The organism is Brenneria sp. L3-3C-1 (genome assembly GCF_016456245.1).
Classification (GTDB): domain Bacteria; phylum Pseudomonadota; class Gammaproteobacteria; order Enterobacterales; family Enterobacteriaceae; genus Brenneria.
In genome coordinates, this window is the sequence record NZ_JAEMHF010000001.1 from 171,974 (window position 1) to 185,340 (window position 13,367).

Annotated in this window: 12 protein-coding genes; all 12 read left to right on the forward strand. The window is 48.9% G+C overall.

Features of this window, described 5'->3' with window-relative positions; genetic code table 11:
- The first annotated feature begins 1,163 nt into the window (after positions 1-1,163).
- The 12 genes from flhD (at position 1,164) to cheZ (ending at position 13,318) form a co-directional block, all read left to right on the forward strand.
- Positions 1,164-1,514: a flagellar transcriptional regulator FlhD gene (gene flhD, locus JG725_RS00760; RefSeq protein ID WP_109053302.1), complete on the forward strand. Its 351-nt coding sequence runs from the start codon at positions 1,164-1,166 to the stop codon at positions 1,512-1,514.
- 2 nt (positions 1,515-1,516) lie between these two features.
- A complete protein-coding gene (flhC, locus tag JG725_RS00765) occupies positions 1,517-2,095 on the forward strand; it encodes a flagellar transcriptional regulator FlhC (RefSeq protein ID WP_199376145.1) in 579 nt (192 codons plus the stop codon).
- A 135-nt stretch (positions 2,096-2,230) separates the two neighbouring features.
- Positions 2,231-3,118 (forward strand): flagellar motor stator protein MotA, encoded by an 888-nt coding sequence (gene motA / locus JG725_RS00770; protein ID WP_172288347.1) that lies wholly within the window; start codon positions 2,231-2,233, stop codon positions 3,116-3,118.
- The gene (gene motB / locus JG725_RS00775) at positions 3,115-4,164 is read left to right on the forward strand and encodes a flagellar motor protein MotB (RefSeq protein ID WP_172288345.1); all 1,050 of its coding nucleotides are present in this window, start codon (positions 3,115-3,117) and stop codon (positions 4,162-4,164) included. The genes motA and motB overlap by 4 nt, the downstream gene beginning before the upstream one ends.
- Before the next feature lie 42 nt (positions 4,165-4,206).
- Entirely contained in the window at positions 4,207-6,234 is a 2,028-nt protein-coding gene (gene cheA / locus JG725_RS00780) for a chemotaxis protein CheA (protein ID WP_199377175.1), read from the forward strand.
- A 35-nt stretch (positions 6,235-6,269) separates the two neighbouring features.
- Positions 6,270-6,767, forward strand: a complete 498-nt coding sequence (gene cheW, locus JG725_RS00785) for a chemotaxis protein CheW (protein WP_172288343.1) — start codon at positions 6,270-6,272, stop codon at positions 6,765-6,767.
- 134 nt (positions 6,768-6,901) lie between these two features.
- A complete protein-coding gene (locus JG725_RS00790) occupies positions 6,902-8,587 on the forward strand; it encodes a methyl-accepting chemotaxis protein (RefSeq protein WP_199376147.1) in 1,686 nt (561 codons plus the stop codon).
- 65 nt (positions 8,588-8,652) lie between these two features.
- Positions 8,653-10,290 (forward strand): methyl-accepting chemotaxis protein, encoded by a 1,638-nt coding sequence (locus JG725_RS00795; protein ID WP_199376149.1) that lies wholly within the window; start codon positions 8,653-8,655, stop codon positions 10,288-10,290.
- A gap of 18 nt (positions 10,291-10,308) precedes the next feature.
- A complete protein-coding gene (gene cheR, locus JG725_RS00800) occupies positions 10,309-11,181 on the forward strand; it encodes a protein-glutamate O-methyltransferase CheR (protein WP_172288337.1) in 873 nt (290 codons plus the stop codon).
- The gene (locus JG725_RS00805) at positions 11,181-12,233 is read left to right on the forward strand and encodes a chemotaxis response regulator protein-glutamate methylesterase (RefSeq protein ID WP_172288335.1); all 1,053 of its coding nucleotides are present in this window, start codon (positions 11,181-11,183) and stop codon (positions 12,231-12,233) included. Before cheR ends, JG725_RS00805 begins: the two co-directional genes overlap by 1 nt.
- Positions 12,234-12,271: 38 nt before the next feature.
- A complete protein-coding gene (gene cheY, locus JG725_RS00810) occupies positions 12,272-12,661 on the forward strand; it encodes a chemotaxis response regulator CheY (RefSeq protein ID WP_009113347.1) in 390 nt (129 codons plus the stop codon).
- A gap of 9 nt (positions 12,662-12,670) precedes the next feature.
- Positions 12,671-13,318: a protein phosphatase CheZ gene (cheZ, locus tag JG725_RS00815; RefSeq protein WP_172288333.1), complete on the forward strand. Its 648-nt coding sequence runs from the start codon at positions 12,671-12,673 to the stop codon at positions 13,316-13,318.
- Positions 13,319-13,367: the final 49 nt, after the last annotated feature.

The window sequence follows — 13,367 nt, forward strand, 5'->3', positions numbered from 1 at the left end:
TTGGTAAATGTTTGATGAAAGGAAATTAGTAACGTGAAGCAACTGCTACTTTGGGATTACACTGCTCCCGGTTGGCCGTAGTGCAATAAATTAAATATAAACACGGGTGTGGTTTCCGTTTTGTCAGTCCTTGTATGAACTCAATATTCGGGGTGCGATAAGGTTAATGCGTTTATAATTTTATGTCAGGTGTTTCCGGTGACGAATCGATTAAACTTTATATCTATCATGATGGAGAAATTAAACGACTTTCGATTATATGCGATTACATTAACTTTATCGTCTGGTAGAGCAGCATCGTTTATTGTTTTTTCATAAATCTAATCGAAACATCTGTCGTTAGTTTCTATTATCTGAATAATCTATTTTCAGTAATCAAAATTGGTAAATTGTCAGGCCGGCTTTCTATATTACAACAGTTTCTGTCGTTTTTTATTTTTCCGGGCATGAAGAAATAGAGAATCGTAATGCATGAGCGTAAGGAGGGAAACGTGGCTCCTGCATGCATTGCGACTTTCTGCTGGGGCGTCGCGCATCAACCATCAAAAGGAGCGACGGGGTGACGAGTAAGCGAGGGGGGTGAGACTGCTTCATTTCGTAAGGAAATGAACGTTTTTAGTAAAAAGCACAAGCAGTTATCTCGATGTCAATTCGCTGTGCGGTCGTAAATTCTATTTTTTGCTTATTTATCATTTGGATAGCGTATAAAGAGTTTTTTTTCACCATAAATGATGCTTTTTTGTAACGCTTAATGCTAATTTTTGTGTGAAAAATGAGTAATTCAGAACGCTTGCTAGATGAAAAATCACGCGTAGTGCTTTCATTTTTGTGATCGCTATCACATAATCACTAAAATCATTCTTCAGTCGCGTTGTATGTGCTACGGATAAGGCGGTACAGTTGCTCTGTTTTAGGATTAATCCTATGCTCTGGTTGTAACAGAGACCTTGAAGGGCTTTGAAGAGCTGGAAGACGAATGGATTCGATGCGTAATGGATGCATGATGAGAGTTGGCGGAAGTACTTACTATCCTGCATTGAAAAGAGTAACTGCATTTGGCGCTGATAGTTTTTTATGCCATCAATGGAGAGTGATTTTTGAACTGGGCGATATGGTCTATCACCTAACTTATGTTCTAAACATAGCCTGTCGGGATGGGAAATATGGGTACCTCTGAATTACTCAAACACATTTATGACATTAATCTGTCTTATTTGTTACTGGCACAACGCTTAATTAATGATGAAAAAGCCTCTGCGATGTTTCGTTTGGGCATTGATGAAGCGATGGCGGATATGCTGATGCAGCTGACTTTGCCGCAGATGGTCAAATTGGCTGAAACCAACCAACTGATATGTCATTTCCGTTTTAACGATCACAATACCATCAAGCTCTTGACTCAAGAATCACGTGTGGATGATTTACAGCAAATTCATACGGGTATTTTGTTGTCGAGTCATTTATTACAACAGTTAACTTCGAAAGAAGAGAATCTGCCTAAGAAAAGGGCATAGTAATGGCGGAGAAAAGTATTGTTCAGGAAGCGAAAGACATCCAGTTAGCAATGGAACTCATTTCTCTGGGTGCGCGTTTGCAGATGCTGGAAAGTGAAACGCAACTAAGCCGCGGGCGCCTGATTAAGCTATATAAAGAACTTAGAGGAAGTCCTCCGCCAAAGGGAATGCTGCCTTTTTCAACGGACTGGTTTATGACCTGGGAACAGAATATTCATTCGTCCATGTTCTATAACGCTTATAGTTTTTTGCAGAAAAATGGGCAATGCAGCGGTGTCGAGGCGGTCATTAAGGCCTATCGGCTATATTTAGAGCAATGTTCACCGCATAATGACACGCCTTTGCTGGCGTTAACGCGGGCCTGGACGCTGGTTCGATTTGTTGATAGCGGGATGCTGCAACTCTCAGCATGTCACTGCTGTAACGGTATGTTTATCACTCACGCACACCAGCCAAAAAACAGTTTTGTCTGTAGCTTATGCCAGCCCCCTTCCAGGGCGGTAAAAAGACGTAAACTTTCGCAAAATCTTGCCGATATAATACCTCAACTGCTGGATGAACAGGTAAAACACGCAGTCTGAGCTTGGTAGCGATTTGTGAATCTATCACTGTTTGTTATTGAGGACAGTGATAGATTTCTCCTCAAGTAATTCCTGGCTTCAAACCGCTGCGTTTTATCTCATTTTCCGCCCACCTTTTTACATTAAGGAATTCTTGTGCTGGTTATATTGGGTTATATCGTGATTGTGGGCTCGATACTTGGCGGTTATCTCATGGTCGGTGGGGCCCTGGGCGCGCTTTATCAACCTGCTGAGGTATTGATTATCGCCGGTGCGGCCCTGGGGGCTTTTATCGTCGGCAATAATGGCAAAGCGATAAAAGCAACCATGAGGGCCTTGCCGCTTCTGGTCAAAGGATCCAAATACAATAAAGCGTTGTATATGGATCTCATGGCGTTGCTTTTTCGCCTGATGGCCAAGTCCCGCCAACAGGGTATGCTCTCCTTAGAGTTTGATATTGATAATCCACGAGAAAGCGAAATTTTTTCAAGCTATCCCCGCATCTTGGCAGACAATAATATTGTTGAGTTTATTACCGACTATCTGCGCTTGATGGTGAGCGGCAATATGAACGCGTTTGAAATTGAAACGCTGATGGATGAAGAAATCGAAACGGTCGAACATGAAAGCGATGTTCCGGCCAACAGTCTGGCGATGGTCGGCGATGCATTACCGGCGTTCGGTATTGTTGCCGCGGTAATGGGAGTTGTTCATTCTCTGGCGTATGTCGATCGTCCCGCCGCTGAACTCGGAATGATGATCGCCCACGCAATGGTGGGGACTTTCCTGGGCATTTTGCTGGCCTATGGTTTCGTTTCTCCATTGGCAACGTTGCTTCGCCAGAAAAACTCTGAAAAAGTAAAGGTTTTACAATGCATTAAAGTTACGTTGCTTTCCAGCCTTAACGGTTATGCACCGCAAATTGCGGTAGAGTTTGGTCGTAAGACATTGTACTCGACTGAACGACCTTCCTTTATCGAACTGGAAGAACATATCCGTCGGGTGAAAGCTCCCGCTCAGCAGGCAGCGGAAAATGACGCATGAAACACCAGCACCCCATTATTCGTAAAAAACGTAAGTCCGGGCACGCCGCTCACCACGGCGGCTCCTGGAAAATTGCGTATGCTGACTTTATGACGGCGATGATGGCATTGTTCCTGGTGATGTGGCTGATTGCGATTTCTACGCCAATGCAGCTTGCCCAGATTGCGGAATATTTCCGAACTCCGCTAAAAATAGCCTTAACCACCGGTTCTAAGGTCAGTGAGAGTTCCAGCGTGATCCCCGGCGGTGGCGATGATCCGACACAGCAGGAGGGCGAGGTTAAAAAGACCGTGAAAATGGATACGCTGGAAGGGCGATTAGACGAAATCCGTTTGAACAGGCTGCGAGAAAGATTAGATCAGCTTATTGAAGCAGACCCAAGGTTACGCGCTTTACGTCCGCATTTGTTGATCGAGATGGTGGATGAAGGGCTGCGTATACAGATTATTGATAGCCAGAATCGCCCGATGTTTAAAACGGGCAGTGCGCAGGTGGAACCTTATATGCGTGACATTCTGCGTGCGATCGCGCCTATCCTGAATGATATTCCGAATAAATTGAGTATCTCCGGTCATACCGATGATGTGCAGTACGCCAGCGGCGAGCGTGGCTACAGCAACTGGGAATTATCAGCCGATCGCGCGAATGCTTCCCGTCGTGAGCTTCTCATCGGAGGGTTGGCTGACGGTAAAGTGCTTCGGGTGGTCGGTATGGCGGCGACGATGGGCCTGAAGCAGGCGAGCGGCGGCAGTGATGCTATCAATCGTCGAATCAGTCTGTTGGTGCTCAATAGGCAGGCGCAAAGGAATATTGAACACGAAAATGCGGAGCGCAACGCAGTAGATATCGATAACGCGGACAATTTACAAAATATGGAGTTGGAAAATCCTAAACCTACCGCTCCATCTGCCGACAATAGTAATAATATGGATGGAAGTGGTGAAACTCCGCCGCAACCCGTTAATGGAGTTCCTGCTCCGGAGCGTCAACAGCCAACTACTGAGTTGCCTGCTGCGCCGGACAGTCAGGCGACGCCTTCTCAATAATAAGCCGCGATTCACAGCAGAGGTGACCACGTGAGCATGGATATGAGCGCTTTCTATCAAACATTCTTTGATGAAGCAGACGAATTACTGGCGGATATGGAACAGCACTTATTGTTGCTCGATCCCCTGGAACCCGATACGGAACAAATGAATGCCATTTTCCGCGCCGCTCACTCAATAAAAGGGGGGGCCGGAACATTTGGCTTTACTGTTTTACAGGAAACAACCCATCTTTTAGAAAATCTACTTGATGGTGCGCGACGTGGTGAAATGCGTCTTAGCACCGATATCATCAACCTGTTTTTGGAAACAAAAGATATTATGCAGGATCAGTTGGACGCTTATAAAACCGCACAGGAGCCCAATGCTGAGAGCTTTGAGTATATCTGTCAGGCTCTGCGCCAACTGGCTTTAGAGTCTCAGGCAGATGCCGCCGCGACTCAGGCTGCTCCCGCTCCTGGTGCGACGGAGCAGAATAGCGCTGCTCCTAAAACGCCAGCGTCGGCAGGGCAGGGCGAGATACGCATTGCGCTTACCGGCCTCAAGTCGCAGGAAATTCCCCAAATGCTGGAGGAGCTTGGTAATCTGGGCACGGTGAAAGACACACACCAGACCGATAGCAGCGTGGAAGTCACTTTAGAGACTTCCGCCAGTGAAGAAGATATCAGCGCGGTTCTGTGTTTTGTGTTGGAGCCTGAGCAGATCAGCTTTAATCCCGGAGCAGCCAGCCAGCCGGAAGCGGCTGTTGCAGACGCTCAACCGGCGATCAAAGAGCCAGTGGCCGAGGCCGCGCCTGCCGCGCCGGCGGCTAAAACTGCCGCCGCACCTGCCGTTGCAAAACCGCATGTCGTCCACGATGCGGCGAAGAACCGCAGTAAAACGGGTGATACCAGTATCCGCGTGGCGGTAGAGAAGGTTGATCAGCTCATTAACCTGGTCGGCGAATTAGTCATTACCCAATCCATGTTGGCACAGCAGTCAAGTGAACTGGACCCGGTTGTACACGGCGACTTGCTGAATAGCATGGGGCAACTGGAACGTAATGCCCGCGATTTACAAGAGTCGGTCATGTCTATTCGTATGATGCCGATGGAGTATGTTTTCAGCCGGTTCCCGCGCCTAGTCCGCGATCTCGCGGCCAAGTTGGACAAGCAGGTAGAGCTGACGCTGCTTGGCAGTTCCACTGAATTAGACAAGAGTCTGATCGAACGTATTATCGATCCTCTTACCCACCTGGTGCGCAATAGTCTTGATCACGGCATCGAATCACCAGAGAAGCGTATTGCCGCCGGTAAGTCTGAAGTCGGTAATCTGACGCTGTCCGCCGAACACCAAGGCGGTAATATCTGCATTGAAGTGGTGGATGACGGCGCCGGGCTGAACCGGGAAAGGATTTTGGCCAAGGCGATTTCACAAGGACTGACCGTGAGCGACGGCATGTCTGATGAGGAAATCGGCATGCTGATCTTCGCTCCCGGTTTTTCGACTGCGGAAAAAGTGACCGACGTTTCCGGGCGTGGCGTGGGTATGGATGTGGTGAAACGTAATATTCAGGAAATGGGCGGGCACGTTGAAATCCATTTCCAGGCCGGGAAAGGAACGACTATCCGGATTCTGCTGCCGTTAACACTGGCTATTCTTGATGGGATGTCTGTCAAAGTAAATAACGAAGTCTTTATCCTGCCGCTTAATGCGGTTATGGAATCATTGCAGCCACAGGCGGAAGATATCTATCCATTGGCCGGCGGCGAACGGGTTTTACAAGTACGTGGCGAGTATTTGCCATTAGTCGAACTGTTTCATATTTTTGATGTTGATGGCGCTAAGACCGATGCGACTCAGGGTATCGTGGTGATCCTGCAAAGTGCGGGCCGCCGTTATGCATTGCTGGTGGATCAGTTGATCGGACAGCATCAGGTTGTCGTTAAAAATCTGGAAAGTAATTATCGCAAGGTGCCAGGTGTTTCCGCCGCTACTATTTTAGGTGACGGTAGTGTTGCGTTGATTGTGGATGTATCGGCGTTACAGGCGCTTAATCGTGAAAAGCGTGTGGTTGAAACCGCTGCTTGAAAATAAAATAGCTAGTTGAATAAAGGGTGGAAAACATGACTGGACTTGCAAACGTCGCGAAATTAGCCGGTGAAACTGTAGGACAGGAGTTCTTAATTTTTACGCTGGGCGATGAAGAATACGGTGTTGATATCTTAAAGGTACAGGAAATTCGTGGTTACGATCAGGTAACCCGGATCGCCAATACGCCGACTTTCATTAAAGGCGTCACCAACCTGCGTGGCGTAATTGTGCCTATTGTTGATTTGCGTATTAAATTTGCTCAACAAGAAGTTGATTATGACGACAACACTGTCGTTATCGTGTTGAATCTCGGACAGCGTGTTGTCGGGATTGTCGTCGATGGCGTCTCTGATGTGCTTTCTTTAACTGCCGACCAGATCCGCCCAGCGCCTGAGTTTGCCGTTACCTTGTCAACTGAATATTTGACCGGGTTGGGCTCATTAGGTGAAAGGATGCTGATCCTGGTTGATATTGAAAAACTTCTCAGCAGTGAAGAAATGGCACTGGTCGACAGTGTAATGAAAGTCTGATTTATCACTTATTTGTGTGGGTCGCTCACAAGTGGCCCGCACCTCTCCTTCAAGCCCCTTCGATCTAAGAAATCATAAAGATATTCAGAACAATGCCGATACTACCGGTAGTTGCTCTACTCAAAGGATATGATATGTTCACTCGCATGAAAGTTGTTACAAGTTTGATACTTATATTGGTATTATTTGGCGCACTTCAGCTTATATCTGGCGGACTGTTTTTCAGTGCGCTAAAAAATGATAAAGATATTTTTAGTTCGACTCAGATTATTAATCAGAAAAAATCAGAATTAGATGCAACCTGGTCATATTTGCTGCAAACGAGAAATACGCTAAACCGGGCAGGTATTCGCGTGGCGTTGGACACGGAAGGGCGGGGAGCGGGCGCTGCGTTTGATGAATTACTCAATCTGGCCAAAACACAGTTGAATTCTGCCGGTACGCATTTTGCCAATTATGAGAAAACGGCACTTGTCATGCAGCAGGATGCGGCGGTAGCCAATGCGGTGAAAGAAAATTATGCGGCGCTGTATCAGGCTTTGTCAGAGCTGGTTCAGTTCCTCAGCAGCAATGAATTTGAAAAATTTGTCGAACAACCTACCCAGGGATTTCAGGACAATTTTGAACGGGCTTATTACGCCTATCAGGCTGATAGTGAGAAGCTGCATCAGTCGGGTATCGCTGAAAACGATGACGCTTATCATTCCTCGCTGTGGATACTAGGCACAATCATCGCGCTGGTTTTTTTATTGGCGTTAATTACCTGGATGGGTATCCAACGCATATTGATTACGCCATTAAATCATATTGTTGAACATATTCGGCATATCGCCAGGGGAGACCTGACGAAAGCTATCCATTTTCACAGCAAAAATGAAATGGGGATACTGGCGGGCAGTATCCGGGATATGCAGAGTGAACTGGTTACCACGGTAAGCGCGGTGCGTCAGGGAACGGATGCGATTTATACCGGCGCGACCGAAATTAGCGCCGGCAACAACGATCTCTCCTCGCGTACCGAGCAGCAGGCCGCCGCGCTGGAAGAAACGGCCGCCAGCATGGAACAATTGACCTCGACGGTGAAGCAGAATGCCGAGAATGCCCGTCAGGCCAGCCAACTGGCGTTAAGCGCCTCAGAGACCGCGCAGCGAGGCGGCAAGGTCGTCGATAATGTGGTCAAAACGATGCACAATATTGCCGGCAGCTCGCAAAAAATTGCCGATATTACCAGTGTGATTGACGGCATCGCTTTCCAGACCAATATTCTGGCGCTGAATGCCGCCGTCGAAGCGGCGCGGGCAGGGGAACAAGGGCGTGGCTTTGCGGTAGTCGCCGGCGAAGTTCGTAGTCTGGCCCAGCGCAGCGCACAGGCTGCAAAAGAAATTAAAGGTTTGATTGAAGATTCCGTCAGCCGTGTCGATGAAGGTTCTGTGCTGGTTGAAAGTGCGGGTGAAACCATGGAGGAGATTGTCAGTGCGGTAACCCGGGTTACTGACATTATGGGCGAAATTGCCTCCGCGTCTGACGAGCAAAGTAAAGGGATCGATCAGGTCAGCCAGGCTATCACGGAAATGGACAGCGTAACGCAGCAAAACTCCGCGTTGGTTGAGGAGTCTGCCTCTGCGGCCGTCGCATTAGAAGAGCAGGTTCGTATTCTCAACCAGGCTGTGGCGGTATTCCGCCTTTCAGAGGCGAATACAAGCATGAATAAAGCGCCGCAAGCGGAAAGTCGTCAGAAACCTGCGCTGTTGGCGGCATCTACGAATGCGGATAAAAAGTCGAAAGAAGGCCACTCGACAGAGAATTGGGAAACGTTCTAAACCTAACCAATATCAATCTGTCGTAAAGGTTTTTTGGCTTAATTAGGAAAGTTAAGGGATATTGAATGTTTCGGCGGATCCGTATTTCCACCAGCTTGTTTTTATTGTTGATGGTGTTTTTCGTTATACAGTTGGCATCAAGTAGTTTCTCGTTTAACGGGTTTCGGGCGGACTACCGGAATTTCACGCAGGTAAATGTGGGAAGCCAGCAGCGGGATGCATTGACGATGAGTTGGGTCGCGTTGCTGCAAACGCGTAATACATTGAACCGGGCGGCAACACGTGCTGCCCGCAATGTTGCTCAGGAGCAGGTATCGGTTCTGATGACCAGCGCCAGAGCGTATTTGGCTCAGGCGGACGGACATTTTAAACAGTATCTTGCCGTTCCCAGAATAACCGATAAGGGCGTGGAACTGACGGATAACGTAAGGGTGAGCTATGAGAAGCTTCATGCCGCCCTCGCTGAATTGATTATGTTTTTGGACAGCGGGCAATTGCAGCCGTTTCTTGATCAGCCGACACAGTCTTTTCAGGATAACTTTGAAGTTAACTTTTCAGCCTATCTGGAATATGTAAATGGGCATTTGAACGTGGCCGGAGAGAGTAGTCGACAATCTTATTCCGACTCTAAATGGTCGTTCGGTATTGTGGTCACGCTATCGATTTTGATTACGCTGCTCGGATTAGTTTGGTTGAAAAAGGCGTTGTTACAGCCGTTGGACATGATGCGTGAGCATTTTGAGCGCATTGCTGACGGCAATCTTGCTGAAAAAATTGCCGACTTTGGACGCAACGAAATAGGCGTTATGTATAGCGCCTTGCAAACAATGCAGGCTTCGCTGGCGGGGATGGTTCATTCCGTCAGACAGGGAACTGACGCCATGTTACATGGCGTGCAGGAGATATCCGCCGGCAATGATGATTTGTCTTCCCGAACGGAAGAGCAGGCCTCGGCTCTGGAAGAAACCGCCGCCAGCATGGAGCAATTGACGTCGATAGTGAAACAGAACGCCGATAATGCTCACCAGGCGGCGAAACTGGCGCAGCAGACCTCGGTTACGGCGCGTAAGGGCGGTGAAATAACGGATAATGTCGTGATAACGATGCAGCACATCGCATTGAGCTCACAAAAAATCAGCGACATAACCAGCGTCATTGATGGCATTGCCTTTCAGACCAATATTTTGGCATTAAACGCGGCGGTGGAAGCGGCCAGAGCAGGCGAACAGGGAAGGGGTTTTGCCGTCGTGGCGGGTGAAGTACGGAGTTTGGCGCAGCGCAGCGCGCAAGCGGCCAAAGAAATCAAAGGGCTGATTGATGAGTCTGCCAGCCGTGTCCTGCAAGGTTCTGAATTGGTTGAATCGGCGGGTAGCACGATGAGTGATATTGTTCGATCTGTAGCACAGGTTACAGATATTATGGGTGAAATCGCATCAGCTTCCGATGAACAGAGTCGGGGAATAGAGCAGGTCGCTCAAGCTGTCACGGAGATGGATAGCGTTACCCAACAAAATGCGGCTTTGGTGGAACAGGCATCTTCTGCGGTCAGATCGCTAGCGGAACAGGCCGGGATGCTCACCAGTACAGTGTCAGTTTTTAATCTCGCATCATCAAGAGATGAATACCTGATAAATGATAACAAAGACAAACCTGCTATAGCTGTAAGGGAAAGTTCAGATTGGAAAACACCATTGCAAAATTAGATATTCGAGCGGTTTGATATGAAAAGTTCACCATCGCAAAATCGCCCTGAATCTGCCTCGATCCTGACGCAGATGGTAGACCGGTTGCCATTGTCGGATGTTCATTTCCGGCGCATCAGCCAGTTAATTTATCAGCGGGCCGGCATCGTGCTGGCCGATCATAAAAGAGAAATGGTTTACAACCGTCTGGTGCGACGTTTGCGTTTGCTTGGAATAACTGATTTTGGCCAATACCTGGCATTGCTGGAATCCGATCCCAACAGTGCTGAATGGCAGGCCTTTGTGAATGCGCTAACCACCAACCTGACGGCTTTTTTTCGGGAAGCCCATCACTTTCCGATACTGGCGGAACACGCACGTAAGCGCCCTAATGGCTATACCGTCTGGAGCACGGCGGCGTCAACCGGCGAAGAGCCTTATTCTCTGGCGATGACGCTGGCCGAGGTTTTGGGTAACCGCGTCAGCGGCTGCCAGGTGTGGGCCAGCGACATTGATACGCAAGTGCTGGAAAAAGCCACGGCCGGCATATATCGGCAGGAGGAATTGCGTTCGCTTTCTCCACAGCAGATGCAGCGCTTCTTTTTGCGCGGCACCGGCCCGCATAGCGGGTTGGTGCGTGTTCGCCCGGAACTGGCCTCTATGGTGCATTTCCAGCAATTAAACCTGTTGGCGCCCGAGTGGTCGATTCCTGCTCCGTTTGATGCCATTTTTTGTCGTAATGTTATGATTTATTTCGATAAAGAAACACAGGAGCGCATTTTACGCCGATTTGTTCCGTTGCTTAAACCGGGCGGGCTGTTATTTGCCGGTCATTCAGAGAATTTCAGTCAGATCAGCCGGGAATTCTATCTGCGCGGGCAGACTGTTTATGGACTGGCTAAGGAAAGATAATGAGCAAGATTAAAGTGTTGTGTGTTGATGATTCTGCCCTTATGCGTCAGATCATGACTGAAATCATTAACAGCCACCCTGATATGGAAGTGGTTGCCACGGCGCCGGATCCACTGGTCGCCCGCGACTTGATTAAAAAATTCAATCCGCAGGTATTAACACTGGATGTCGAAATGCCGCGCATGGATGGATTGGATTTTCTGGAAAAATTAATGCGCCTGCGCCCGATGCCGGTTGTTATGGTGTCGTCCCTGACCGGGAAAGGTTCTGAAATCACACTGCGCGCTTTGGAATTGGGCGCCATCGATTTTGTGACCAAACCGCAATTAGGTATTCGTGAAGGCATGCTGGCGTACAGCGAACTTATCGCTGAGAAAATCCGCATGGCCGCTAAGGCGCGATTGCCGCAGCGCAGCAAAACCAATGAGCCGATGGCGATGATTCAACATACGCCATTGCTCAGCAGTGAGAAATTGATCGCCATTGGCGCATCGACAGGGGGAACGGAGGCGATACGCCACGTGTTGCAGCCCCTGCCTCCGACCAGCCCGGCATTGCTGATTACGCAGCATATGCCGCCGGGATTTACCAAATCTTTCGCTGAGCGTCTGAATAAGCTATGTCAGATTACCGTGAAGGAAGCTGAGGATGGTGAGCGTGTTTTGCCAGGACATGCGTATATTGCTCCGGGAGCCCGGCATCTTGAATTGGCACGCAGCGGTGCGAATTATCAGGTGCGCTTAAATGATGGTCCGCCGGTTAACCGTCACCGTCCATCAGTTGACGTATTATTTCGTTCGGTCGCGCAGTATGCCGGACGAAATGCCGTAGGGGTTATCCTTACGGGAATGGGAAACGACGGAGCTGCCGGTTTGTTGGAACTTCATCAGGCCGGTGCCTATACCCTGGCACAAAACGAGGCGAGTTGCGTGGTATTTGGTATGCCGCGTGAAGCTATCGCTATGGGGGGCGTCGACGAAGTGGTGGATTTGCACCAGGTTAGTCAGCGGATGCTGGCTCAAATCTCTGCCGGACAGGCATTACGTATATAAGCAGCTCCCGGTGAGCAATAAATATTTTAGGAGTAGGTATGGCCGACAAAGAACTCAGGTTTTTAGTAGTAGATGATTTTTCGACAATGCGCCGAATTGTTCGCAACCTGCTAAAGGAACTGGGCTTTAATAACGTAGAAGAAGCGGAAGACGGTGCTGACGCGCTGAACAAGCTTCGTGCCGGTGCTTTTGATTTCGTCATCTCTGACTGGAATATGCCCAATATGGATGGTTTGGAATTGCTGCAAACCATTCGTGCCGACGGCGCGCTTTCAAAGCTCCCGGTATTGATGGTCACCGCGGAAGCGAAGAAAGAAAATATTATCGCCGCAGCACAGGCTGGTGCTAGTGGTTACGTAGTTAAACCATTTACTGCTGCTACCCTGGAAGAGAAGCTGAGTAAGATTTTCGAAAAACTGGGTATGTAAGGGGATCTTATGACGTCACATCCGATGCCGCCCGTGAACGACACCGCTTCGGCCACCGAGATTATTTCTCGTATTGGTCAATTGACTCGCATGCTGCGTGACAGCCTGCGGGAGTTAGGACTGGATAATGCGATTGCAGAAGCGGCGGAAGCTATCCCTGATGCCCGCGATCGTCTTGACTATGTCGTGCAAATGACCGCCCAGGCGGCAGAGCGGGCACTAAGCTGTGTTGAAGCCGCACAGCCACGTCAGAATCAGCTGGAAGCTGATGCTAAATCGCTGAAGACTCGTTGGGATCAATGGTTTGAAAATCCTATTGAGCTGGCCGATGCGCGCGAGTTGGTGACCGATACGCGTAGCTACCTTGAGGATGTCCCGCAACATACCTCATTTACCAACGCGCAACTGCTGGAAATCATGATGGCTCAAGACTTCCAGGATCTTACCGGTCAGGTCATCAAGCGCATGATGGATGTTATTCAGGAAATTGAAAAACAATTACTGATGGTGCTGCTGGAAAATATGCCGGAGAAACCGGCTACGCCCAAACGCGCCAATGACGGTCTGTTAAACGGTCCTCAGGTGGATAAAACCGCGGCGGGCGTTGTCTCTAATCAGGATCAGGTCGATGATCTGTTAGATAGCCTGGGGTTCTAGTTCCAGAGATTAAAAACAGCGTGTGTCGCATAACACCGTCACACACGCG